General features: G+C 56.7%; 25 protein-coding genes and 3 pseudogenes. 13 read left to right on the top strand and 15 right to left on the bottom strand.

The features are described from left to right. Positions 1-237 precede the first annotated feature (237 nt). The gene (locus tag JL05_RS25350) at positions 238-714 is read left to right on the top strand and encodes a hypothetical protein (protein ID WP_139182619.1); all 477 of its coding nucleotides are present in this window, start codon (positions 238-240) and stop codon (positions 712-714) included. A gap of 37 nt (positions 715-751) precedes the next feature. On the opposite strand, the gene JL05_RS25345 is transcribed toward JL05_RS25350, so the two are convergent. From JL05_RS25345 to JL05_RS10265, 10 genes and pseudogenes are all read right to left on the bottom strand, one after another. Further along, positions 752-1,447 carry a lipoprotein gene (locus tag JL05_RS25345; RefSeq protein WP_139182618.1) on the bottom strand — a complete coding sequence of 232 codons (696 nt, stop codon included), beginning with the start codon at positions 1,445-1,447 and terminating at the stop codon, positions 752-754. 178 nt (positions 1,448-1,625) lie between these two features. After that, positions 1,626-2,282: pseudogene (locus tag JL05_RS10290) on the bottom strand (hypothetical protein); the annotation flags it as partial. After that, entirely contained in the window at positions 2,281-2,487 is a 207-nt protein-coding gene (locus JL05_RS25900; RefSeq protein ID WP_118892228.1) for a Lar family restriction alleviation protein, read from the bottom strand. The pseudogene JL05_RS10290 and the gene JL05_RS25900, both read right to left, overlap by 2 nt. A gap of 14 nt (positions 2,488-2,501) precedes the next feature. Beyond that, entirely contained in the window at positions 2,502-2,636 is a 135-nt protein-coding gene (locus tag JL05_RS25825; protein ID WP_274519000.1) for a hypothetical protein, read from the bottom strand. 124 nt (positions 2,637-2,760) lie between these two features. Then, positions 2,761-3,036, bottom strand: a complete 276-nt coding sequence (locus JL05_RS10285) for a hypothetical protein (RefSeq protein WP_050501237.1) — start codon at positions 3,034-3,036, stop codon at positions 2,761-2,763. A gap of 209 nt (positions 3,037-3,245) precedes the next feature. Continuing rightward, entirely contained in the window at positions 3,246-3,947 is a 702-nt protein-coding gene (locus JL05_RS25170; protein WP_050501236.1) for a replication protein P, read from the bottom strand. 58 nt (positions 3,948-4,005) lie between these two features. Beyond that, a pseudogene (locus JL05_RS25925) lies at positions 4,006-4,110 on the bottom strand (DNA replication domain protein); the annotation flags it as partial. Between the two features lie 100 nt (positions 4,111-4,210). After that, positions 4,211-4,615, bottom strand: coding sequence for a hypothetical protein (locus JL05_RS10275; protein WP_033633604.1), 405 nt, complete (start codon positions 4,613-4,615; stop codon positions 4,211-4,213). After that, a complete protein-coding gene (locus tag JL05_RS10270) occupies positions 4,615-4,821 on the bottom strand; it encodes a hypothetical protein (protein WP_033632341.1) in 207 nt (68 codons plus the stop codon). Before JL05_RS10270 ends, JL05_RS10275 begins: the two co-directional genes overlap by 1 nt. Positions 4,822-4,964: 143 nt before the next feature. Continuing rightward, the gene (locus JL05_RS10265) at positions 4,965-5,183 is read right to left on the bottom strand and encodes a hypothetical protein (protein ID WP_033632340.1); all 219 of its coding nucleotides are present in this window, start codon (positions 5,181-5,183) and stop codon (positions 4,965-4,967) included. Positions 5,184-5,331: 148 nt separating this feature from the next. On the opposite strand from JL05_RS10265, the gene JL05_RS10260 reads away from it, so the two are divergent. The 8 genes from JL05_RS10260 to JL05_RS10225 all read left to right on the top strand — a co-directional run bounded on the left by JL05_RS10260 (position 5,332) and on the right by JL05_RS10225 (position 10,008). Continuing rightward, positions 5,332-5,928 carry a helix-turn-helix domain-containing protein gene (locus JL05_RS10260; protein ID WP_033632339.1) on the top strand — a complete coding sequence of 199 codons (597 nt, stop codon included), beginning with the start codon at positions 5,332-5,334 and terminating at the stop codon, positions 5,926-5,928. A gap of 262 nt (positions 5,929-6,190) precedes the next feature. Continuing rightward, entirely contained in the window at positions 6,191-6,454 is a 264-nt protein-coding gene (locus JL05_RS10255; RefSeq protein ID WP_139182616.1) for a hypothetical protein, read from the top strand. Positions 6,455-6,676: 222 nt separating this feature from the next. Beyond that, positions 6,677-6,982: a hypothetical protein gene (locus JL05_RS10250; RefSeq protein WP_033632337.1), complete on the top strand. Its 306-nt coding sequence runs from the start codon at positions 6,677-6,679 to the stop codon at positions 6,980-6,982. Next, entirely contained in the window at positions 6,982-7,803 is an 822-nt protein-coding gene (locus JL05_RS10245; RefSeq protein WP_033632336.1) for a PD-(D/E)XK nuclease-like domain-containing protein, read from the top strand. The genes JL05_RS10250 and JL05_RS10245 overlap by 1 nt, the downstream gene beginning before the upstream one ends. Beyond that, positions 7,800-8,678, top strand: coding sequence for a RecT family recombinase (locus tag JL05_RS10240; RefSeq protein WP_033632335.1), 879 nt, complete (start codon positions 7,800-7,802; stop codon positions 8,676-8,678). The genes JL05_RS10245 and JL05_RS10240 overlap by 4 nt, the downstream gene beginning before the upstream one ends. A 40-nt stretch (positions 8,679-8,718) precedes the next feature. After that, on the top strand, positions 8,719-8,970 hold the full coding sequence (locus JL05_RS10235) for a helix-turn-helix transcriptional regulator (RefSeq protein ID WP_033632334.1): 252 nt from the start codon (positions 8,719-8,721) through the stop codon (positions 8,968-8,970). Positions 8,971-9,073: 103 nt separating this feature from the next. Then, positions 9,074-9,727, top strand: a complete 654-nt coding sequence (locus tag JL05_RS10230) for an MT-A70 family methyltransferase (protein ID WP_033632333.1) — start codon at positions 9,074-9,076, stop codon at positions 9,725-9,727. Further along, on the top strand, positions 9,724-10,008 hold the full coding sequence (locus JL05_RS10225) for a hypothetical protein (RefSeq protein WP_033632332.1): 285 nt from the start codon (positions 9,724-9,726) through the stop codon (positions 10,006-10,008). The genes JL05_RS10230 and JL05_RS10225 overlap by 4 nt, the downstream gene beginning before the upstream one ends. Positions 10,009-10,016: 8 nt before the next feature. Here the strand turns inward: JL05_RS10225 and JL05_RS10220 are convergent, their stop codons facing one another. From JL05_RS10220 to guaB, 3 genes are all read right to left on the bottom strand, one after another. After that, complete coding sequence (locus JL05_RS10220) at positions 10,017-11,213, bottom strand: tyrosine-type recombinase/integrase (protein ID WP_050501235.1); 1,197 nt, start codon at positions 11,211-11,213, stop codon at positions 10,017-10,019. Positions 11,214-11,437: 224 nt separating this feature from the next. Next, positions 11,438-13,015 (bottom strand): glutamine-hydrolyzing GMP synthase, encoded by a 1,578-nt coding sequence (gene guaA / locus JL05_RS10215; RefSeq protein ID WP_033632331.1) that lies wholly within the window; start codon positions 13,013-13,015, stop codon positions 11,438-11,440. Between the two features lie 103 nt (positions 13,016-13,118). Beyond that, on the bottom strand, positions 13,119-14,582 hold the full coding sequence (gene guaB, locus JL05_RS10210; protein ID WP_004941460.1) for an IMP dehydrogenase: 1,464 nt from the start codon (positions 14,580-14,582) through the stop codon (positions 13,119-13,121). Positions 14,583-14,752: 170 nt separating this feature from the next. On the opposite strand from guaB, the gene xseA reads away from it, so the two are divergent. Next, positions 14,753-16,129 carry an exodeoxyribonuclease VII large subunit gene (xseA, locus tag JL05_RS10205; RefSeq protein ID WP_033633602.1) on the top strand — a complete coding sequence of 459 codons (1,377 nt, stop codon included), beginning with the start codon at positions 14,753-14,755 and terminating at the stop codon, positions 16,127-16,129. 3 nt (positions 16,130-16,132) lie between these two features. Here xseA and JL05_RS10200 read toward each other — a convergent pair. Together JL05_RS10200 and JL05_RS10195 are read right to left on the bottom strand one after the other, a co-directional pair. Next, positions 16,133-18,498, bottom strand: a pseudogene (locus JL05_RS10200) (glycoside hydrolase family 31 protein). Positions 18,499-18,509: 11 nt separating this feature from the next. Next, positions 18,510-19,820, bottom strand: a complete 1,311-nt coding sequence (locus JL05_RS10195) for an MFS transporter (protein ID WP_015378771.1) — start codon at positions 19,818-19,820, stop codon at positions 18,510-18,512. A gap of 358 nt (positions 19,821-20,178) precedes the next feature. Between JL05_RS10195 and JL05_RS10190 the strand changes: the two genes are divergently transcribed. The 3 genes from JL05_RS10190 (at position 20,179) to JL05_RS10180 (ending at position 22,691) form a co-directional block, all read left to right on the top strand. Further along, the gene (locus JL05_RS10190) at positions 20,179-21,261 is read left to right on the top strand and encodes a LacI family DNA-binding transcriptional regulator (protein ID WP_004941451.1); all 1,083 of its coding nucleotides are present in this window, start codon (positions 20,179-20,181) and stop codon (positions 21,259-21,261) included. A gap of 63 nt (positions 21,262-21,324) precedes the next feature. Next, the gene (locus tag JL05_RS10185; protein ID WP_015378772.1) at positions 21,325-22,350 is read left to right on the top strand and encodes a M4 family metallopeptidase; all 1,026 of its coding nucleotides are present in this window, start codon (positions 21,325-21,327) and stop codon (positions 22,348-22,350) included. Next, complete coding sequence (locus JL05_RS10180) at positions 22,350-22,691, top strand: protealysin inhibitor emfourin (protein WP_004941448.1); 342 nt, start codon at positions 22,350-22,352, stop codon at positions 22,689-22,691. Before JL05_RS10185 ends, JL05_RS10180 begins: the two co-directional genes overlap by 1 nt. Positions 22,692-22,693 lie beyond the last annotated feature (2 nt).

Here is a 22,693-nt window from a genome sequence, read left to right as displayed (position 1 = left end):
ACGACCAAGTTCTAAATGTTACAGACGATCTGTAAAAAGAACCAGCAAGGTAACAACATACGTTAACTAACATCCACATTACCTATTTAGTAATGCTAACACGTCACCATTAAAATGATCGAGCATCACCGAAACCAATGTGTAAAAAAATTTAATTTTTTATACTTTTTGCTATTATTGTAAGCAATAAATAATCGCTAATACTTCAATGCTTAATTATTTCAGGATGAATTAAAAATGAATGAGATTGTTACTGGAGCTTTTATTGGTGGTGGCGCAGCCTTAGCTGGCGCAATTTGCACTTCCATTGCCACCTACTATGCAAATAAACATGGGGAAAAAACAAAGATACGGATATCAAAAAAAGAGGAGCTGTACATGGAATTGTATTCCATTAAGGAAGCTATAGAATCAATAAGTAGGGAAATATCTTCAAGAGAAAGCACTATTGAAAATATGATAGATCCATTTGAAAAATTTAGCCTATCAAGAAAAAGATCACAGGTAATAATAGCGTTATACTTTGAAGAACTAAAAGACAAAAAAGAAAAATATTCAAAATTATTAGATGCTTACATAGATGGATTCATTATGCCAAACTATGAAAAAATGTCCACAGGACAGTGTTCAACAGTGATTGGTTCTGAATTAAAAGACCCTGCAATATCAGAATTGGATTCGACAATGGAAGAGCTATTGAAAGTCAAACCATAAAGCCCCTGGCGGGGCTTGGTGGGTGGTGTGTCGGTGATTATTGGAAGTAAGCATTCATTTGGCTGCCATCACCCTTTGCATAACCACTTGCTTTCTCAGTTAGATTCTCTGCAAAGAATGGTCTGGAAATAAAGAACAGCATTTTTAAGTCTCTTCTGTCGTTCAAATCCATAGCTGTGCTTACTGCCGTCGTTCTCCACAATGACTCTTCTTTTCCAGATCGAAGACCAGCTGCATCATATGATTCAACTTTGAAACCTGTAGAGTAGAAGGTATCGGTAACCTGCTGAGTTACTGCTCCAGTAACACCATATGTAGGCGTATAGGTAGTGGTGGTGCTTAAGTTGCCACCCCCGCCATAACTTGGTGTGACAGTCCCATATGTAGTTGCAGAGCTTACTCCGGTCTGCCCCCAAATTGGCACAACCTCTTCGCGCGTATTGCTTACCCCGCCATCATGCCAATAGTTAAGGAATATAGCTTGGTCAGCAATATTTTTATCACTAACTTTCTGATACCCCTTTTCTTTCAGAACCCTATCCAAATATTTTTCCACCTGAGCAAAATAAAGCTGGTCATTTTGCTTTAGCTCAGCCCTAGCTGGCAGGACTATGTATTTTTTCCCAACTGACTTACCTGAAGATAATGAGTCTACAGTTACATATGGTCCATTATTACTTGCACATCCAGTAAGAAAAACAGCCACAACTAGAGTAATTATTATCTTTCTCATTATTCACCCAATCATTTAATAAAATGTATCATCCGATACCCATATAGCCAGCCACTGCAAGTAGCGTAAACACTATTCCTACGGCAAACTCTCCTTCATCAATAATCCCCTTTCTTTCCATTAGGATGAGAATAGCTATAAAAATTAAGACCAAACAGAGGGGCACCATCTTTATTCCTTATTTTGGCAACTTATCCTGTGGCCGCCACCAGTAAGTTTGGTTGAATTCTTTCTGAGAACGCTTCTCCATACGGCGTAAATAGCCTGGAGAGAAATACTCCTGCATCTGGTTGAATATCATATGATCAAGCACGGCTTTTGTGTACCACAGGTTTTGACCAGGGATAAGGCCCTTCACGAATTTAACCGTATCCCCGCCTGTCTGTTCCGGCTTTCCTTCCACGGCATTTAGCGGAACGCCTTGAGCCAACTTTATCGCATCATCAACCAACCCAGCAACCGGGCCGAGCATTGAGGCGAGCGCACCTGACCCATAGCGCGTATGGTCTGACAAAAGGAAATCCCCATACAACCCTAAACCACCGCCTTTTAGGAGGGCGTTAAGCCAGAATTGCGGCGCCTTTTCACCAAAGGCTTCGCGCGGATTCTTCCCAGAGATCAGATCGCTAATCTGTTGCGACATAGCGCCAAGTATTGTTGTGCTGGCCAAGAACGTCGCGAGGTATGCGGCTCGGCCGCCAGCTGATGGCATTCCCATGGCGCGCGACCAGTGTCGCATCATCACCGAGATCGGGAAGGATTTGAAAAGGAACAGGCTGCGCCAAAGCTCTCCCGAAACAGTACCTCGTTGCATGCCGGCGCCGGCGATCAACTTACCCACGCTCCACCTCCCTAGCGCTGTCACTTGAGCGGTGATTCCATCGGTCTACAGCATCGTCATGGTCTCCGTCTGGGCCGCGGGCGCCGCACGACAAACAGAGGACTTGCCACCCGAGAATGTGGCTGCGGTGCTGCAGCTGCACGTTCCCATTTCCACTCACGCCGCAGAACGGGCACGGCTTCAGTTCATTTGCTGGCATCACTGGGCGCTCTTTCATTTGGCCTCCCGCAGCTCGGTGGCGTAATCCATCGCCTTGGCGCCAGCATCGCGTAAATCATTGCGATGGCTTGCCGTGCTGTAAGTTAGGTCATTAGCCAGGGTAAGCATGCGCTCGGCAAACTTCTCCACTCCCTGCGCCTGGATAGCTGCAAGTGCTGCGTCAGTGGCTGGGGTTTCATTGAGCGCATAGCAAACGTCATCTGTGCTGCACGGATCGTCTTTCCCACAGAGTTCACAGAAGTGCGTAGATTGGCTATGCGTAGTGATTGAATCCTTCAGCGCCGCATTCTCCACAGCCAGCGCATCGGCTCTTTCTTCTGCCGACTTTGTTGCAACTCTGGATTCGGTAATCAGGCGTGTAAAACGTGTTATCTGCCAGGCGGAGCTTTACCCCTTCGAACTTGAACCAGGCGATCAGACCAGATGACTTCTGCATATTGAGTTCAGAGAAATACGCCTCTTCGGTCTTATTCATCTGCCCGGTCTTAAGGCGGCCAAGGGCAAAGGAACGGTTTGCAACTCGCTTCACTGCTCACTCCTTAAATCACCCATAAGGTAATCATTACCAATTAGGTAATTATTTGCAACTAAAAAATAGCGATTGCTCTCACAAATCGCACATGTGCTAAAACTCTCTGTACGGCCTTACAATCGATTTTATGGCTTAACCCATCTCGTTACATGCCATCATGGCACTTAACGCAATCTACCTACCGTAGCCGCAGGAATTTCAGCATTTCAATTCGTATTCGGTTTTCCGCTTCGCAAGCTTGCCAACATTTCCATCGCTGCTGAATGGCCGGCACCAGGTGCGCCGCGTTTCCGCGAGGATGCTTTTTCAGAGAGCAGTGGAACCGGATCAGGGATCGATTCTCCAGCCTGCACTTTGGCGCCCCAAGCATTCAGTTTTTTCTTTGCCAATTTCTCCAGCTCTCCGCTGGTTAGGTTTTTTTGGATCATCTCAGAACGAAGGTCACAGCATATCCAGTAGAAAACCGGATGCTTCCACGGATATGTTTCCGCGCAGCTGTAGCGGCTTCGGTTCTTGCAGTAGGCGTTAAACTCCTGCATCACCTCGTCGACGTCGATTCCAAGGCCATGCTTTGTGCTGCTGCTGACGTATGCCAAGAAGTCGGACAGGTCCGGTGCGAACTTATTGCCTTCAACCAGGCACTGCCTCATGCACTCACCTATGCCAGCTTTGATCTGAGCGTCAGACAGCTTTCCAATCGCGTTGATCCAGAGTGATGACGGGGTCAGTCCGTTCCGTCTGGTCCATTTGTCCGAATACAGTTCCACCATGCGATCCCAAATCCTGATTGTTCTGTCCAGGGCTTGTGAGTCCGTATTGCTCTCGCATCCTGGCTGTTGCTGCGTGAACTGCTTCGACTGCGTTGCCTTTGTAATCAGGTCCCGCACCATATCGCCCGCCTGTCTCATGGTTGCCTCCGGTCTTAAGTTCAAATAACCCATGCCAACTATTGGCCATGCTTTGCTTGATGATTTCAGCCTGCAACTGCAGATCTCCACCTGACAGCTTCAACAGGTTCGTGATTGCCGCCCCTTCGCTCCTTGGCGTTGGTGCATACGCCTTGATCTTCAAATCACGGCGATACTGCTTCCACTCCTCCCAGGCGGATACGTTCAATCCTTCCGGATAGGGATAAGCTTGTTTTTCCTTTGGGGGAGTAAGAGGGGGATCTTTATCTTTTAGATCTTCTCTTCTCTTCTCTGGTCGTCATTTTGTCCGCTTGTGATGCGGACATTTTGCGGACGCTTCTTTTCCTCGCTGCATCCTGCGCGCGACGCTTGGCAGACTGCCCGTTATGCTCGTCAAATCTGGGCATTACGAGGTTTTCGCCGTCAACTTCCAGCCAGCCAACAGCCATCATTGCGCGAGAAAATCCAGGAAATCCGATCATGTCGTCGAGCGTTTCAGGACTGTAACCGTCAAGGAATCCGTCAACAGAATGGACATCAAAAAGACACCATGCGGAATGTAGTCCGCCAACAATCCGAAGTCTGTCCGCTTTCAATGCGGACGCCATGCGGACAATTTTCGGATGCGTGTGAAGGTCAGAACGCATTTTTATCCAGTCGCCGGCCATCAGCTCACCTCCGCTACTTTTGCCCTGGCGTCGTGGATCAGTTTCTTGATGTGCTTGCGGTAAGCGGATGAGTGTTGCGCGGAACATTCCACGCAAACGCCGTTACTCGTAAAGCGCTCAGAGTAGTGACCATTACGGCAAGGCTTGCCGGTATAGAACCGGAGTTGACCGAGATTTATGGCCTCGGCCCGGGTAACAATTTTCATTCATAGGCCTCTTTTACTGTCGTCAGTGATGTAAGAATGCATGCAAAGCAAAAATAGATCAACCATAAATAAATTTTTGTTACCCAAAACCAAAGGGCAATAAAAAAGGGCCGCATTAGCGACCCTTGATATGGCGGTGTTAATCAGTAGAAGAACAGCACCAGTTCCTGCTTTGTCAGATTCGGCTTTCTTTTCTTGCACGCCTTAAACAGCTGATCAATGAACTTTTTCTTTGGCATTCGCGTCTTCCTCTGCGTATGCGTCATGATGTAAAGCGCGGTGGTGCCGGCTTCTTCTGCAAACGCATCACGCTCATCTTTGCTCATCCCCAGCCAGAATTGTTTGAAGTTAAACGGCTCCATATCCTGCCTCTTTTCAATGTTTGATCGTGCAGATAATTACCTAAATGGTGCCATTTCGCAAGTTTATTACCTTTCCGGTTCGTTTACCATTCAGGTAATTTTGTTTTAAATACAGGCTGCAAACTATTCAACGGACTGTTAAACAACTATGAAAAGCATTAACGACATCCGCCGCGAGAACCTCCGCGACATCATCAACCGTGATTTCGATGGCCGACAAGTACGCCTGGCGGAACGGCTGGAGATTAATGCCAACGTGATCAGCCGTTGGCTGAAGCCGGCTACAGACAAGAACCACAAGACGATCGGCGACTCAGTGGCGCGCAAGCTCGAGGTTGCAGCGAACAAGCCTAAGTTTTGGTTGGACCGCGATCACATGATGGCAATGGCCGCCGGCGCCGAAGCAGTGCAAGAGGAAACCGAAGTCGGTGCCATTGTGGCGAGCAATCTGGAATTGTGGATGAGCAACAACCGCGAGCTTTCCAGCCAGGCTAAAGTTGGCGCCGCCGCCGGCGTTGGCCAGTCTACTGTTAACCGGGTGCTGAGCCGTGAAGGCAATATCACCATCAACAGCCTGGAAGCGATCGCCGGCGCGTTCGGGCGCCGCGGCTATGAGCTGCTGCTGAAGCCGAAAGACCCTACCCTGATTAACTATGATCGATCACAATACGCGCAGTTGCCGGCCGAAGATAAAGCCAAGATCGAATCATTCATTGAGTTCGTGATGCAGCAGGCGCGAATCTAACAAGACAATCCCATTCCATGACAACAAGTTACCGCCCTGCGGCGGTTTCTCACGCCACCAAAAATTACCCCATGGGTAATTTTTTCTATTACTGACTATTGACAATAACCCTTTTACGGTCGATTATTACCCCAAGAAGTTACCAATCTGGTAATGATGCTCTTTAACAATCAGGTAGGAATTGAGGCACCGCGATGATGCGGCGATCACCTAAACATTAACGATTTCCCCGCACACCGGGGACACAGCAGAGGGTTACACGATGGCTACCCAAATTTCTATGCAACAACTGAAGACGATTTATGAGCAGCACGGCGCTGACGTATCTGAACGCCAACTGCGGGACACGCTGGAACAATGCAATGAGCAAGCAGACGTAGTTTACAACGACTACAACGGCAACCCGTTGCCACCACGGACTGCCACGGAATGGGCGCATTGGTTTGCACGCGGCGCGGCGGAGGAACAACGCTGCGACGGATTGGCGGCAGATGATTTCCAGCGCAACGCCTACGGCATCGACTAGCACTCACCGCGCTCTACGGGGCGCAGGTTTCTCACACCATCAATAATTACCTATAGGGTAATTAGTAGGACTGATAATGATTTCTCAAACCATCAACGGGATTTTCTGCGTGACCGTCTGCGGCTGTGTCAGTTGGCGGTTTGCAGATTTTGGCGAAGCCCTTAATTGGGCGTTTACAACACGGTTAGCGATCGATACCGCCAACCGGATCGGAGCGTAAATATGAACGCACAACAGGCTATCGATATTGAAAAGATCGCTGCCGGCTTTACGGAGCAGAACAACGAGGCGGTTTATGAAGAGGTTGAGGCGCTGGATAAGAAGGTTCCGATCCATGGCTTCACCGCTTTCATCAGCAAGTACCTTCCGCCGGACTTCGACCAAGAGGCTTTGGCACTGGGTACCGAATCTACCGAATACCAGGAACTGGCAGGCGCGGCAATTTGGGATTGCATAACGGAGCTGGTAAAGCGACAGCGCGCAATGGAGATCTACCGCCGGTGCCACCAGTTCGATGAGGTGGCGTGATGAAACAAGGTATCTATCACGACATTTCAAACGAGGATTACCACGCCGGCGACGGCGTGAGTAAGTCTCAGCTGGATATGGTCGCCAAGAACCCGGCGCTGCTGCAGTGGATCAAGAATGCACCGGTCGACACTGAAAAGCTGAAGGCGCTGGACATGGGTACCGCCCTGCACTGCAAGTTGCTGGAGCCGGAGGAGTTCAGTAAGCGATTCATCGTAGCGCCGGAGTTTAACCGGCGCACCACGGCAGGAAAGGAGGCAGAAGCGGCATTCCTGAAAGACTGCGAGCATACCGGTAAAACCGTCATGGACGCAGAGCAAGGCCGGAAACTTCAGTTAATGCGCGACAGCGTTATGGCTCACCCCGCAGCGCGCTGGATGCTGGAAGCAGAAGGCCATTGCGAATCATCGTTCTACTGGACTGACCCGGAAACCGGTGAGTTGTGCCGGTGCCGGCCAGACAGGCACTTGAGTGATCACCCGGTGATTGTGGACGTGAAGAAGGTTGCAGACATGGACCGTTTCGCGCGCCACATCGAGGAGTTCCGCTATCACGTCCAGGATGCCATGTACCGTGATGGATTCCAGCAGGTAACCGGCGAAACTCCCGGATTCTTCTTCTTGGCTGTCAGCGAGACGATCGACTGCGGCCGCTACCCGGTACGCGTTTTTGAACTCGACGCAGCAGACGTAGACGAGGGCCACCGACTCTACCGCCGGGATCTTAATACCTATCACCAGTGCCGCATTACCAATGAATGGGGCGGCGTCGAAAAAATTCAGCGGCCAGCATGGGCGCGCAAACAGGACCAATACGCATGAGCAACGAACTCACTTTGACATCTCAACACAGCGCCACAGTAGGAACTGCAGCGGCCATCTTCAGCCCGGAGGGGATGGATCGGCTTGTTCGCTTCGCCGAACTGATGGCACAAAGCAAAGCCACCGTTCCGCAGCACCTGGCAGGAAAGCCGGCGGACTGTCTGGCAGTAACGATGCAAGCGGCGCAGTGGGGTATGAACCCATTTGCTGTAGCGCAGAAAACCCATGTTGTTAACGGATCGCTTGGCTATGAGGCGCAGCTTGTTAACGCAGTAGTCTCATCATCCAATCTTTTGGCCACCCGCCTTAATTACAAATGGGATGGCGACTGGTCGAAGGTAAACGGCAAAAATGATAAGTCTGCTGATCTGACGGTAACGGTATGGGCAACGCTACGCGGAGAAACCGAACCTCGCTACCTCACTATCAGCATGAAAGATGCCGGCGTGCGCAACTCACCGCTTTGGGAACACGATCCAAAGCAACAACTGGCATACCTGTGCACCAAACGCTGGTCACGCCTACATGCCCCTGATGTTCTGCTGGGTGTCTATACCCCGGACGAGCTTGAGGAAACCAAACCACGCGTTGAACGCGACGTTACCCCACCCGCCACCAGCGCCGCCGGCGTAAATAGCCTTATCAACGGCAAGAAGCCGGAAAAAGAGATCAAGGCAGTGAACCAAGATGAGCGGTCGCCTGATGATCTGCTGGCTGCGTTTACCGAAGCGGCAAACAAAGCCGCAAGCGTGGAAGAACTGGACAAAGCCTATAAATACGGCGCACACGTTCTGGCACCGCATGAACAGCAGTTGCAGGCAGCCACCGACGTTTACAACATCCGTCGCGATGAGTTGAGCGAAATCCATATGTAACCAACAGCCGCGGGGCTACAGCCCCGCCAAAGGAGAAGCAATGAAAGCAGCAATTCGAAAAACACAACTCCTGGCGATGGTTCCCATGTCGGAGTCGCAGATCACCAAACTGGAAAAGGCAGGAGAGTTCCCGCAGCGCTTTGCACTGACCAACCGCACGGTAGCCTGGAACTTAGATGAAGTAGAAGCGTGGCTCGATAAGCAACAGGCCGAAAACACCGGCCGCACGCCGGATTATTCCCCCGATGTCCGCCAGCGCAAGCAACGGCCAGTACAGGAGCGCGCGGCATGAATATCAAACGTCACATGATGCGTAATGCGTGGGCCTATATGCTTGCTGGCCTGTTCGTGTGGTGGTTCGCCACGATCTTGATTATCGTCTGGGCGGTGAAGTCATGACCTATCAACTTATCTACGCAGATCCGCCATGGCAGTACGGCAACAGGATCAGCAACGGCGCCGCAGGCAACCACTACAGCACGATGACGCTGCAGGACTTGAAGCGGCTTCCTGTGTGGTCAATCGCAGCAGAAAACAGCGTATTGGCAATGTGGTACACCGGTACGCATGCCGACCAAGCCAAGGAACTTGCGGAAGCCTGGGGATTCGACGTTCGGCAGATGTTCCTTTTCACGTGGGTGAAGTTCAACGAACTGGCAGAGCGTACCGTCAACGCCGCCATCGAAGATGGCCTGGTCGACTTTTACGACTTTCTCGATCTGCTAAACGGCGTCACAAGAATGAACCCCGGGAATTACAGTCGCGGCAACCAAGAATCAATGCTCGTTGCCGTTCGCGGCGCCGGCCTTGAACGACAGGATGCATCTGTGAAACAGGTGATCTACGCGCCTATCACTCAGCACAGCGCGAAGCCCTGGGAGGCTCGCCACCGGCTTGAACGTCTGTACGGTGACGTGTCACGAATTGAACTTTTCAGCAGAGGTGACGCGCCAGGCTGGCACCATTGGGGTAACGAATGCCCTAGGAATGACGTCGAACTGCTCCCCGGCGGATTCACCATACAAGCAGCAGTGAGGATCGCATCATGAAACACAACCGTGATGATGTTATGCAGATCGTGAAAGAAAACGAGAATATCGGCTATGCAAAGATAAAGGAACTGTACGAAATGGAGCACAAGCCAATCTCGTCACATGCCCTTAGCCGCGCGCTGGCAACGTTGGTTGACCACCAGCTAATTGAGCGGAAGCTCCACGGCAATCAACCATGCACTTACGCGTATGCCGGCGGAATACGCCGGTTCGCGCAAAGCCCCAAAATAGCCATGTTCGATCAGTGTCTTGCATCAGTCAGCGCACGACAAAATTGATTTCTATTTTACCGCTCCGATTCAATCCACTCATCCACCATATTGGCCCATTGCTGCAGCATATCCCTGCGCTGTTCGGCATACTCTGCTTTGTTGTATACCGCGCGCACGCCGCGCTGCTCATGGGCCAAACACTTCTCAATCCAATCCGTATTAAACCCTTCTTCATGCAACAGCGTGCTGGCAGTTCTACGCAGATCGTGAACTGTGAAGTGTGCTATTTCTTTTCCTTCTTCCCTGATTTTTTCGTTTGTCGTATTGATCACCCGGTTAAGCGCTGAGTTGGACATAGATTTTCGTGGGTTATATCTGGCCGGAAGAATGTAATCGGAACCACACGCTGCCACTTGCAGTGCAACCATAATGTCGATCGCCTGCTGGGACAGATAAACAACATGCGGCCGCCCCGCCTTCATGCGTTCCGCTGGTATCGTCCAGCGCGCTGAAGAAAAATCAACCTCCTTCCAGGTGGCATCTGTTAGTTCCCCCTTGCGCACCATCGTGATCAGTATCAGCTTCAAAGCCAGCTTTAATGAAGATGCGGCGCCGGTAGAGTTTAGGGCGTTGAAGAACAACCCGATCTCACAAGGCTCCAGCGCGCGGTCGCGTTCTTCAAATGTGGCAATGCTGGATGCTTTGATATTTGCCGCCGGGTTTGGCACTGCGTGGCCGCGGTCAATAGCATGGGTGAAAACGGCACTGACAATTTCACGCACTTGGATCGCCGTCGCCCTGGCGCCGCGGTCGACTATCTTATCGCACAGTGTGCGCAGCATTGGCGTAGTGATTTCATGCAGAAGCTTTTTCCCCAGCGTTGGCAGGATGTCTCTGTCGATCACTGCCTGTTTCATCGCCCGAGTGCTATCCGCAAGGCGGACGTGTTTCATATAGGCGACGGTATAATCAGAGAAATTTTCCGCCCCCTTTATTTGCATGATACCGTCGCGCTTTGCTGCAGCCGGCGAATGGCCTGCATCCACCATCTTTTTGGCGGTATTGAGTTCGTCGCGCGCTTCAGCCAATGTGATACCGTCAGCACCATATCGGCCGATCGTAAGCGTCTCGCGCCGGCCATTAATTCGATAGTCATATCGGAAGGAGACGGAGCCGCTTGGTTGCACGGCAACGTAGAGGCCATCACGATCGGTGACCTTGTATAGTTTCTCTCTTGGCTTCAGGTTTTTCAGTTTCGTATCTGTGAGCATGCCGGCTACTCTCTGCTGTGGTTGATACCGTCAATATTTACCAAAAAGGTGGTGAACGGATTAGGCCGAGAGTACAGCGAAAGTGGATATACCGTCAAAGGTACCGTCAGAAATTGAATGCTTTCAAGAATAGCAATTGATAGTCAGAAAGAGAAAACCCCCGAACAGCAAGGCTACAACGGGGGTTTTTAAATAATCACTGATAGTCAGTAATTAGCTGTTCATCATTCCCACTCGATCGTCGCCGGCGGCTTGCCGCTGATGTCGTACACTACGCGGGAGATGCCGTCCACTTCGTTGATGATGCGGTTGGACACGCGGCCGAGGAAGTCATACGGCAGATGCGCCCAGTGCGCGGTCATGAAGTCGATGGTTTCTACCGCACGCAGGGAGACCACCCAGTCGTATTTGCGGCCGTCGCCCATCACGCCGACCGAACGCACCGGCAGGAACACGGTGAACGCCTGGCTGACTTTGTTGTACAGGTCTGCTTTGTGCAGCTCTTCGATGAAGATGGCGTCGGCGCGGCGCAGCAGATCGCAGTACTCTTTCTTCACTTCGCCCAGCACGCGCACGCCCAGACCCGGGCCCGGGAACGGGTGACGGTACAGCATGTCGTACGGCAGGCCCAGTTCCAGGCCAATTTTGCGCACTTCGTCTTTGAACAGCTCTTTCAGCGGCTCGACCAGGCCCAGCTTCATCTCTTTCGGCAGGCCGCCCACGTTATGGTGCGATTTGATCACGTGCGCTTTGCCGGTGGCGGAAGCGGCGGATTCGATCACGTCCGGGTAGATGGTGCCCTGCGCCAGCCATTTCACCTGCTCTTGCTTGCAGGCTTCTTCGTCGAACACTTCAACGAACACGCGGCCGATGATTTTACGCTTGGCTTCCGGCTCGTCGACGCCCGCCAGTGCGGTCAGGAAGCGGTTTTCCGCCTCGACGTGCACGATATTCAGGCCGAAGTGGTCGCCGAACATTTCCATCACCTGCTTGGCTTCGTTCAGGCGCAGCAGGCCGTTGTCGACGAACACGCAGGTCAGGCGCTTGCCGATGGCGCGGTGCAGCAGCATCGCGGTCACGGAGGAGTCAACGCCGCCGGACAGGCCGAGGATCACGTGGTCTTCACCCACCTGCTCGCGGATGCGCTCTACCGCATCTTCGATAATGGTGGCCGGCGTCCACAGGGCGTCACACTGGCAGATATCCAGTACGAAGCGCTCCAGCATGCGCTGGCCCTGACGGGTGTGGGTCACTTCCGGGTGGAACTGCACGCCGTAGAAGCGTTTTTCTTCGTTGGCCATAATGGCGAACGGGCAGGTGTCGGTGCTGGCAACGGTCACGAAGTCGGACGGGATCGCGGTCACTTTGTCGCCGTGGCTCATCCACACGTCCAGCAGCGGTTTGCCGGCCGGGCTGATGGCGTCTTCGATGTCGCGCAGCAGCGCGCTCTCGTTGACGATTTCCACCTGCGCGTAGCCGAACTCGCGTTCGTTGGAGCCCTGCACATGGCCGCCCAGCTGCATCGCCATGGTCTGCATGCCGTAGCACACGCCCAGCACCGGCACGCCGGCGTTGAACACGTAGTCCGGGGCGCGCGGGCTGCCGGCTTCGGTGGTGCTTTCCGGGCCGCCGGACAGGATGATGCCGCTTGGGTTGAATTCGCGGATCTGCTCTTCGCTAACGTCCCAGGCCCACAGTTCGCAGTAAACGCCGATTTCGCGCACGCGGCGGGCGACCAGTTGGGTGTATTGCGAACCGAAGTCCAGTATGAGGATGCGATGCTTATGGATATTTTGTGTCATGTGAGGCGAATTCCAGCAACAAGAGAAAAAGAGCGAAAATGTATGTTTTCGGGATGGGGCTTGGCGCCCCACCCCGGCCTCTCACTCAGGAGAGGTTAAGGCATCAGCCCATGCGGTAGTTCGGCGACTCTTTGGTGATGGTCACGTCGTGCACGTGGCTTTCCTGAATGCCGGCGCCGCTGATGCGCACGAACTCCGCCTTGGTGCGCAGATCGTCGATGGTGGCGCAGCCGGTCAGGCCCATGCAGGAGCGCAGGCCGCCCATCTGCTGGTGCACGATGGCTTTCAGCATGCCTTTATAGGCCACGCGGCCTTCGATACCTTCCGGCACCAGTTTGTCGGCGGCGTTATCGGTCTGGAAGTAACGGTCGGAAGAGCCTTTGGACATCGCGCCCAGCGAGCCCATGCCGCGGTAAGATTTGAACGAACGGCCCTGATACAGCTCGATTTCGCCCGGAGATTCTTCGGTGCCCGCCAGCATGGAGCCGACCATCACGCAGGATGCGCCTGCGGCGATCGCTTTGGCGATGTCGCCGGAGAAGCGGATGCCGCCGTCGGCGATAACCGGAATGCCAGTGCCTTCCAGCGCTTCCACCGCGTCGGCGATGGCGGTGATCTGCGGCACGCCCACGCCGGTCACGATACGGGTGGTGCAGATGGAGCCAGGGCCGATACCGACTTTCACCGCGCTCACGCCGGCCTCAGCCAGCGCTTTGGCGCCCGCTGCGGTCGCGACGTTGCCGCCGACGATCTGCAGATCCGGGTATTTGGCGCGGGTTTCGCGAATGCGCTGCAACACGCCTTCGGAGTGGCCGTGCGAGGAGTCGATCAGCAGAACGTCAACGCCCGCCGCCACCAGCGCGTCGACGCGCTCTTCGTTGCCGGCGCCGGCGCCGACCGCCGCGCCTACGCGCAGACGGCCGTGCTCGTCTTTACAGGCGTTCGGCTTACGTTCCGCTTTCTGGAAGTCTTTAACGGTGATCATGCCCAGCAGGTGGAAGCTGTCGTCCACCACCAGCGCTTTCTCTACGCGCTTTTCGTGCATCTTCTGCAGCACCACGTCGCGCGCTTCACCTTCTTTCACGGTGACCAGGCGATCTTTCGGCGTCATCACCGCAGTCACCGGCTGGGTCAGATCGGTCACGAAGCGCACGTCGCGGCCGGTGATGATGCCGACCAGCTCGTTGTCTTCGGTGACGACCGGATAACCGGCGAAGCCGTTGCGCGCGGTCAGCTCTTTCACTTCTTGCAGCGTGGTGGCCGGAGTAACGGTCTGCGGGTCGGTGACTACGCCGCTTTCATGTTTCTTCACGCGGCTGACTTCTTCAGCCTGGCGCTCGATGGACATGTTTTTGTGGATGAAGCCCAGGCCGCCTTCCTGCGCCAGCGCGATGGCCAGGCCGGATTCGGTAACGGTATCCATGGCTGCGGACAGCATAGGGATGTTCAGGCGGATGGTTTTGGTCAGTTGGGTGCCGAGCTCTGCGGTGTTAGGCAGAACCGTGGAGTGGGCTGGAACCAGGAGGACGTCGTCAAACGTCAGAGCTTCTTTAGCGATACGTAGCATGGGCAATATCTCACCAGGGTGGGCTGTGAAAAAGATAAAATATTGCCGCGGCATTATACAGAGCGGAATCGGTTGCCTCCAGCACTTTCTTACAAAAAGTCTTGATTACCTTTTTCAGCCATGTAGTATCGACCAATTAAGTGATTGTTTTGAAATTTGATCTGGGTCACATGTCGCTACCTGTTTCGCCTTCCATTTTTACCGTAAGCCGCCTGAATCAGACGGTTCGCCAACTGCTGGAAAGGGAAATGGGGCAGATTTGGCTCTCCGCCGAGATCTCCAACCTCTCCCAGCCCGCCTCCGGCCACTGGTATTTCACGCTGAAAGACGACCGCGCCCAGGTGCGCTGCGCGATGTTCCGCAACAGCAACCGACGCGTCACCTTCCGGCCGCAAAACGGCCAGCAGGTCTTGGTGCGCGCCAGTATCACGCTGTATGAACCGCGCGGCGACTATCAGCTGATCGCCGAGAGCATGCAGCCCGCCGGCGACGGCCTGCTGCAGCAACAGTTCGAGCAGTTGAAACAGCGCCTGAGCGCCGAAGGGCTGTTCGATCAGCAGTTCAAGCAGCCGCTGCCCGCCCCGGCCAAACGCGTCGGGGTGATCACCTCCGCCAGCGGCGCGGCGCTGCACGATATCCTGCAGGTGTTGCAGCGGCGCGATCCGTCGCTGCCGATCGTCATCTACCCCACCTCGGTGCAGGGTGCGGAAGCGCCGATGCAGATCGTGCGCGCCATCGAGACCGCCAACCGACGCGACGAATGCGACGTGCTGATCGTCGGCCGCGGCGGCGGTTCGCTGGAAGATCTGTGGAGCTTCAACGACGAACGCGTGGCGCGGGCGATCTTCGCCAGCCGCATTCCGATCGTCAGCGCCGTCGGCCATGAAACCGACGTCACCATCGCCGACTTCGTTGCCGACCTGCGCGCGCCAACCCCATCCGCCGCCGCCGAACTGGTCAGCCGCAATCAGCTTGAGCTGTTGCGCCAGCTGCAGTCGCAGCAGCAGCGGCTGGAGATGGCGATGGATTACTACCTGGCGCAGCGCCAGCAGCAGTTCACCCACATTCACCACCGTTTACAGCAGCAGCATCCGCATCTGCGCCTGGCGCGTCAGCAGACGCTGCTGTTCAAGCTGCAGCGCCGGATGGAAGACGGCATGCAGCAACAGCTGCGCCTGGCCGCCCGCCGCAGCGAGCGCGCCCAGCAGCGGCTGGCGCAGGTGCAGCCGCAGGGCCGCATTCACCGCTACCAACAGCGCGTGCAGCAGCAGGAATACCGTCTGCAGCAGGCGATGGAGCGGCAGCTCAACGCCTACCGCCAGCGCTTCGGCGTGGCCTGCAGCCAGCTGGAGACCGTCAGCCCGCTGGCGACGCTGGCGCGCGGCTACAGCGTGACGCAAACTCCGCGCGGCGAGCTGCTGAAAACCACCAAGCAGGCGCAGGTCGGCGAACTGCTGAAAACCCGCCTGCAGGATGGTTGGGTGGAAAGCGAGGTGAAAACCATCACCGTCGCTAAAAAGCCGCGCAAGAAGCGCGCGACCGAGTAAGCCCTACTCCAGCGTAAAACGCTCGCCCGGTTCGCCGTTCACCCACAGCGCGCGCGTTTCGCCTTCCGGCAGGCTGAGCGTCAGCGTGCGCCAGGCCGGGCGGAAATGCCCTTCAGTCGTGATATCCAGCATGATGCGCTGATGGTCACAGCGCATTTCCCAGCGCAGCCACAGCGCATCGCCCTGCCGCCAACCTTCGCTTTCGCCGTCGTCCTCAAACAACAGCCCGCTGCTCACGCCGCAGCCCTTGAGCGGAAACAGCCGCAGCTCGCGCCGATCGTCGGCGGCCACGTCCACATGCGCCAGCCGCTGCGACAGCGGCAGCGCCGCCCGGCGCGCACCAGCAGCGGCAGACGCTCCAGCGGCGCCGCCAGCGTCACCGTCTGGCCGCCGCCGAACCACTGGCCGCTGTAGAAGCAGTACCAGCCTTCGCCGTTATCCGGCAGATACACCGAACGGCGACGCTGCCCCGGTTCCACCACGCTGGCCACCAGCAGATCGCGGCCGATCAGAAAATCGTCGTTTTCGCCAAAGGTGCGCACATCCTGTTCGTGATCGAGAAAAGTCGGGCGCAGCATCGGCTCGTCGTCGGCGCAGGCCTGCCACAACAGGGTGTAGAAATACGGCAGCAGCCGGTAACGCAGGTTGATCGCCTCGCGCACCGCCGGGGTAGCGGCCGGGTACATCCAGGGCTCATTGACCGTGGCGTCGTCGTTCCAGGAGTGAATGGTGAAACGCGGATGCATCACGCCGTTTTGTACCCAGCGCACCAGCAGCTCCGCGTCCGGCTTGTCGCCGGAGAAGCCGCCGACGTCGTGGCCGAGGTTATACAAGCCGGACAGGCTCATGCCCAGCCCCATGCGGATGTTGTAGCGCAGCGTCTGCCAACTGGTGCGGTTGTCGCCGCTCCAGGTCTGCACATAGCGCTGCATGCCGGCGCAGCCGGAGCGTGAGATCAGGTACGGCCGCTTCTGCGGCGCGAAGCGCTGCTGGGCCTCCATCGAGGCGCGCATCATCAGCAGCGGCATCACCGGGCGGATGTGCTTGATGGCGATCGGCCGCCCGAAGCCGTGACAGCGCGCTTCGCCATCCCACACTTCGTACTCGTTGTTGTCGTTCCAGGTGGAATCGATGCCCATCTCCAGCAGCTGCTGCGTGACGCCCTGCTGCCACCAGCGCACCGTCGCCGGGTTGGTGAAGTCGAGGTGCGATCCTTCATCGTCCCAGAAGCTGGAGCGTTCCGGCGCGTCGCTTTGCGAATCGCGGATAAACAGCCCCTGCGCCGCCACCTCTTGATACTGCGGATGATCCTGCAGCAGGCACGGCTTGATGTTGGCCGCCAGCCTGAGGCCGGCGTCGTGAAACGCCTGGCTGAGCAGCTTGGGCTGCGGCACCTTGTCGTAGTTCCAGTTGAACACGTAGCGCTTGTGGTTAATCGAGGTGTAGCCCGACGACAGCTGGAAGGAGTCGCAGGGAATGGCGTGCTGGCGGCACAGCGCAATGAACTGCTGCAGCTGCTGCTGGGCGTCCGGCGCGTCGGTGTAGTGCATGGTCGAGCCGCTGTAGCCCAGGCTCCACTTCGGCCCGAAGTGGGTGCGGCCGGTCAGGCGCACGAAGGCCTTGGTGACGTCCAAAACCTTCGGCCCGAGGAACAGGTAGTAATCCAGATCGCCCGCTTCGGCCTGATAGCGGCGATAGGCCGCGTGGTAATTGTCGATCTCGTTGCCCAGATCCAGCCAGCAGCTGCTCAGGTTGTCGTAGAACAGGCCGAAGCTCGCCTCCGGCCCACGGGTGATGGTGAACGGAATGTGCTTGTACAGCGGATCGGTGCTGGCGGCGTTGTAGCCCATGGCGTCCAGATTGCGCATCTCGAAGCGGCGGCCGGTGCGTTCCAGATCGCCGGCTTTCTCCCCCAGGCCGTAATAGCGCTCATCGGCAAAACGCCGCTGGTAGTGCGCCACGCCGTCGCCGTGCGCATTGAGCAGGTAGGCGCTGGTCGGCCGATCCGCCGCCAGCGGCCGCCACTCGCCGGCGGCATTGCAATGCTCCCATTCCAACCACAGCGGCTGATGCACCGTCACGCGCAGCAGCGGCGTGCTGACCACCAGCCGATCGCCCGCCTGGCGCAGCTGATAGCCCGGCAGGCTGAAACCGGCGACGCTGAGCCGATCGCGCCCCTCCCAGGGCACATCGTTCTGCGGCGCGATGCTCCAGGTGCGATCCAGCGCCAGCTCGCCCTCACGTTTGATCAACACGCGGAACAGACCGTCTTCCAGCACGTACAGGCAGAAACGGTGGCGTTCATCGACCAGCAGCTCGACATGGTCGGCATGCTGCGCCGCCAATGTCCAATTTTTCAAGGTTTTCATACATATTCCACTTAGCTGTGTGAAGGGGTTTTCTTACCGCCGCGCTCGGCGATCAGGGCAATCAGGAACACAGCGCCGATCAGATCGAAGAAGCCCATGGCAATAAACAGCGGGTTGAAGCCGATGGTGTCGGATACCGCGCCGATCAGCAGCGTGAACAGGAAGCTGGCGATCCAGGCGCTGGAGCCGCGCATGCCGTTGACCGTCGCCATCTGGTTTTTATCGAACGATTCCACCACCAGGGCGCTGAGCATGCAGGAGATCACCTGATGGCCGAAACCGCCGATCGAGATCAGCGCGATCGCCACATAGGGATCTTGGGTGATCGCCACGAACGCCAGCGACACCATCAGGAAAGCGCCGGTCACCGAGCTGGCGACCACCGAGTTGACGCGGCTGCAGCCGAACCATTTGCGGTACAGGGTGGTGAGATAGCCGCTGGCGACGCTGCCGATATCCGCCGCCAGGAACGGCAGCCAGGCGAACATCGCGATCTGTTTCAGATCCATGCCGCGTTCGGTGGCCAGGTACAGCGGCACCCAGAAACTGAAGACCGCCCAGGCCGGCTCGGCGAGAAAGGCCGGGATGGCGATGCCGTAAAACTTCTTGTTCTTGCACAGGCTGGCCAGCGAAGTGAAAAACGGCAGCTTCGGCAACACCGGCTCGTTGTCTTCGCGGATCAGATCCAGCTCTTGCTGGCTGAGGTTCGGGTGCTGCTGCGGGGAGTGGTAGAACAGCCACCACAGCACGACCCAGATCAGCGCCAGCCCGCCGGAGAACAGGAACGCCCCCTGCCAGCCGAAGGAGACGTGAGCGATGACGATGATCGGCGGCGCCAGCATGGCGCCGATGGAGAAACCGACGCCCGCCCAGCCGGCGGCGATCGGCCGCTCCTTTTTCGGGAACCAGTCGGAGATCGCCTTGGCGTTGGCCGGGGTGGCCGCCGCCTCCGCGCCCCCCATGAAGAAGCGCAGAATGGCCAGTTGCAGCCAGCTGCCGGCGCCGGCGTGCAGCATGCATACCACCGCCCAAATGCCGGCGCAGATCAGAAAGCCCATCTTCAGGCCGATAACGTCGATCAGCCAGCCGCAGATCGGCTGGAACACCGTGTAGGCCAGCTGGAACGACGCCACCACCCAGGCATATTGCTCGGTGCTCATGTTCAGGCTGGTTTTCAGCTCCGGCGCCAGAATGCCCAGCGAGTTGCGGGTAATGTAGTTGACCGTGACGCCCAGCAAGAACAGCGCCAGCATCCACCAGCGCAGCGATTTGAACTTGCGCCGGCCGCTCTGCGCGACCGCCTGATTGATCTCCACACTCATCAGTTCTCTCCCCGCGGCCGCCTGTGACAGCGACGCGCGCATTGGTAAGGTACGTTGCGCTATCAAAAGGGGACGGTGAACACAGGCCAACGCTCGCATAACAGACCGGCAGTCCATCACAACCCCATGATTTATTTTTTGTTTTCTTTTTCGCACACCGTTAAAATTGGACTGACATGTCCCAAAATTGGTGTACCAATGCAGACTACTCAGCGATAGCGCACAGCGAAACGGGGTTTTTTGCAAAGATTTTCACAAGCGGGTGAAAAAATAGTCATAATGGCCGATAAATCCGGTCAAGACGCTGAAAATCCGCAGTGAAAATATTCTCATGGACGAATTTGAAGGAGATCACAAAATGAACGGAAAGCTGAAAATCCAGGAGATCGCCCGCCAAACCGGGCTGTCGATCAGCACCGTTTCCCGCGTGCTGGCCGGCAAGGCCAACACCAGCGCCGAGGCGCGCCGCAAGGTGCTGGACTGTGCGCAGCAAAACGGCATTCTGCAGGGCATTTCCAGCGGCCGGCTGATGCTGAACAACGTGATGGTGTTCGCGCCGCAGCGCGCGTTCGACGTGCGCACCGACATCTTCTACTACAAGGTCATTCAGGGCATTGCCGCCGCGCTGATGGAGCACGAGGTGCGCATCCGCTACTGCGGGCTGGAAGAGCAGCGCAGCGACGGCGCGCTGTTTCTGGAAAAGATGAGCGATCCGCACACCGAAGCGGCGCTGATCATCGGCATCGACGACGAGCATATCCACACCCTGGCGGCCGATCTGCACAAACCTTGCGTGCTGATCAACTGCAGCGATCGGCAGATGCGGCTGGACAGCGTCTCGCCGGATCATCAGTTGATCGGCGATTACTCCGCCAGCTACCTGTTCCAGCAGGGGCACAGCCATATTCTCAACCTGCAGTGTCTGCGCCGCCACACCATGGAGCTGCGGCTGGCGGGCATCCGGCAAGCCTACGCGCGGCATCATCTGCCGTTCGACGACGGCCGCCATCTGGTCACCACCTCCGGCTTCGGCAGCGAAGAGGCCGAGCAGGCGCTGACCACCTATCTCGATGGCATCCACGGCCACGCCCCGCTGCCGACGGCGATCCTGGCCGGCGGCGATTACATGGCGGTCGGGGCGGTCAAGGCGCTCAACAAGCGAGGGCTGAACGTGCCGGGCGACGTGTCGGTGATGAGCACCGACGGCTTCAACCTGGCGGAAATCCATGACGTGCCGCTGACCTCGGTGCAGGTGCCGCGCGACGAACTGGGTTACGAGGCGATCCAACTGCTGCAGCGGCGCATGCTGCGCGCCGACGCACCGCCGTGCAATCTGCTGCTGCACGGCCGGCTGGCGGTGCGCGCCTCGGTGCGGCGCATCAGCCCGCACAAGACTGCGCCGGCGGTGAGCACGCATGACCACAGGCTTTATGACGAGTAGGCTACACTTAGGCACAGTGCATTCATTCGATGAGGTAAAATTTTTTGCCTAAGGAGAGCCACTATGCCAGCCCAGCGCATGCGTTCCGTCATTCCTCCCTACATGCTGCGCCGCATCATTGAACACGGCAATGCCCCGCAGCGCGACTGCGCGCTGCACACTCTGAACCACGTGCAAAGCCTGCTCGGCAACAAGCCGCTGCGTTCACCGACCGAGAAAAACGCCCGAGCCGGCGAAGCGCTCCGCGATATCTACGACGCCCAGAACGGCACCCAACTGCCCGGCAAACAGGTACGTAAAGAGGGCCAGCCCAGCAACCACGATGTGGCGGTGGACGAAGCCTACGACTACCTCGGCGTCACCTACGATTTCTTCTGGCAGGCCTACCGCCGCAACTCACTGGATAACCAGGGGCTGCCGCTGGTCGGCAGCGTACACTACGGCAAGGAGTACCAGAACGCTTTCTGGAACGGCCAGCAGATGGTGTTCGGCGACGGCGACGGCGAGATTTTCAACCGTTTCACCATCGCCATCGACGTGGTCGGCCACGAGCTGGCGCACGGCGTGACCGAGAGCGAAGCCGGGCTGATCTACTACCAGCAGTCCGGCGCGCTCAATGAATCGCTGTCCGACGTGTTCGGTTCGCTGGTCAAGCAGTTCCACCTGCAGCAAACCGCCGATAAAGCCGACTGGCTGATCGGCGCCGGGCTGCTCGCCAAGGGCATCAAAGGCAAAGGGCTGCGCTCGATGTCGGCGCCCGGCACCGCCTACGATGACCCGCTGCTGGGTAAAGACCCGCAGCCCGCCAGCATGAAGGATTATATCCAGACCAAGGAAGACAACGGCGGCGTGCACCTCAACTCCGGCATCCCCAACCGCGCCTTCTACCTGGCGGCGACGGCGCTGGGCGGCTTCGCCTGGGAGAAAGCCGGCTACGTCTGGTATGACACGGTATGCGACAAAGCGCTGCCGCAAAATGCCGATTTCGCCACCTTCGCCCGCGCAACGGTGAAACATGCGCAAGCGCGTTTCGACCAGAGCGTAGCGGACAAGGTGCAGCAAGCCTGGCATCAGGTGGGGGTGGAATAATGAAACCGCTGCCGACGCTCAATCAGGATACGGTCATTGAGCTGGCGCGCGAGGGAGGCTTCGCCTACATTCCCAAACTGGCGGGCCAGCGCCGCATCGCGCTGGCCGATATCACGCCGGAGCAGCGGCAGCGCCTGAATCAGCTGCTGAACCAGACGCTGCCCTATGCGCAGGAAGAAGGCCAGCCCAACTCCCCCGGCTGCGGCGACCAACGCTACTACCGCATACAGATCAACTACACCAGCCCCACCCTGAGCACCGAGATCGTGCTGTTAATCCCGGAAAGCAGCGCGCCGCAGGCGCTGGTGGATCTGTGGAAAACCGGCCAGGTGGATGAGTGAGG

The sequence above is a fragment of the Serratia nematodiphila DZ0503SBS1 genome, from assembly GCF_000738675.1.
GTDB classification, from domain to species: Bacteria; Pseudomonadota; Gammaproteobacteria; order Enterobacterales; family Enterobacteriaceae; genus Serratia; species Serratia nematodiphila.
Note: the sequence above shows the minus strand (reverse complement) of the source record. Positions and strands in the feature narration are given on the sequence as shown.

Excerpts from the sequence above, each read along its gene's own strand:
- JL05_RS25350 (WP_139182619.1), top strand. The coding sequence starts at position 238 with ATGAATGAGATTGTTACTGGAGCTTTTATTGGTGGTGGCGCAGCCTTA.
- JL05_RS25345 (WP_139182618.1), bottom strand. The coding sequence starts at position 1,447 with ATGAGAAAGATAATAATTACTCTAGTTGTGGCTGTTTTTCTTACTGGA.
- JL05_RS25900 (WP_118892228.1), bottom strand. The coding sequence starts at position 2,487 with ATGCCAGCAAATGAACTGAAGCCGTGCCCGTTCTGCGGCGTGAGTGGA.
- JL05_RS25170 (WP_050501236.1), bottom strand. The coding sequence starts at position 3,947 with ATGAGACAGGCGGGCGATATGGTGCGGGACCTGATTACAAAGGCAACG.
- JL05_RS10275 (WP_033633604.1), bottom strand. The coding sequence starts at position 4,615 with ATGGCCGGCGACTGGATAAAAATGCGTTCTGACCTTCACACGCATCCG.
- JL05_RS10270 (WP_033632341.1), bottom strand. The coding sequence starts at position 4,821 with ATGAAAATTGTTACCCGGGCCGAGGCCATAAATCTCGGTCAACTCCGG.
- JL05_RS10265 (WP_033632340.1), bottom strand. The coding sequence starts at position 5,183 with ATGGAGCCGTTTAACTTCAAACAATTCTGGCTGGGGATGAGCAAAGAT.
- JL05_RS10260 (WP_033632339.1), top strand. The coding sequence starts at position 5,332 with ATGAAAAGCATTAACGACATCCGCCGCGAGAACCTCCGCGACATCATC.
- JL05_RS10255 (WP_139182616.1), top strand. The coding sequence starts at position 6,191 with ATGGCTACCCAAATTTCTATGCAACAACTGAAGACGATTTATGAGCAG.
- JL05_RS10250 (WP_033632337.1), top strand. The coding sequence starts at position 6,677 with ATGAACGCACAACAGGCTATCGATATTGAAAAGATCGCTGCCGGCTTT.
- JL05_RS10245 (WP_033632336.1), top strand. The coding sequence starts at position 6,982 with ATGAAACAAGGTATCTATCACGACATTTCAAACGAGGATTACCACGCC.
- JL05_RS10240 (WP_033632335.1), top strand. The coding sequence starts at position 7,800 with ATGAGCAACGAACTCACTTTGACATCTCAACACAGCGCCACAGTAGGA.
- JL05_RS10235 (WP_033632334.1), top strand. The coding sequence starts at position 8,719 with ATGAAAGCAGCAATTCGAAAAACACAACTCCTGGCGATGGTTCCCATG.
- JL05_RS10230 (WP_033632333.1), top strand. The coding sequence starts at position 9,074 with ATGACCTATCAACTTATCTACGCAGATCCGCCATGGCAGTACGGCAAC.
- JL05_RS10225 (WP_033632332.1), top strand. The coding sequence starts at position 9,724 with ATGAAACACAACCGTGATGATGTTATGCAGATCGTGAAAGAAAACGAG.
- JL05_RS10220 (WP_050501235.1), bottom strand. The coding sequence starts at position 11,213 with ATGCTCACAGATACGAAACTGAAAAACCTGAAGCCAAGAGAGAAACTA.
- guaA (WP_033632331.1), bottom strand. The coding sequence starts at position 13,015 with ATGACACAAAATATCCATAAGCATCGCATCCTCATACTGGACTTCGGT.
- guaB (WP_004941460.1), bottom strand. The coding sequence starts at position 14,582 with ATGCTACGTATCGCTAAAGAAGCTCTGACGTTTGACGACGTCCTCCTG.
- xseA (WP_033633602.1), top strand. The coding sequence starts at position 14,753 with ATGTCGCTACCTGTTTCGCCTTCCATTTTTACCGTAAGCCGCCTGAAT.
- JL05_RS10195 (WP_015378771.1), bottom strand. The coding sequence starts at position 19,820 with ATGAGTGTGGAGATCAATCAGGCGGTCGCGCAGAGCGGCCGGCGCAAG.
- JL05_RS10190 (WP_004941451.1), top strand. The coding sequence starts at position 20,179 with ATGAACGGAAAGCTGAAAATCCAGGAGATCGCCCGCCAAACCGGGCTG.
- JL05_RS10185 (WP_015378772.1), top strand. The coding sequence starts at position 21,325 with ATGCCAGCCCAGCGCATGCGTTCCGTCATTCCTCCCTACATGCTGCGC.
- JL05_RS10180 (WP_004941448.1), top strand. The coding sequence starts at position 22,350 with ATGAAACCGCTGCCGACGCTCAATCAGGATACGGTCATTGAGCTGGCG.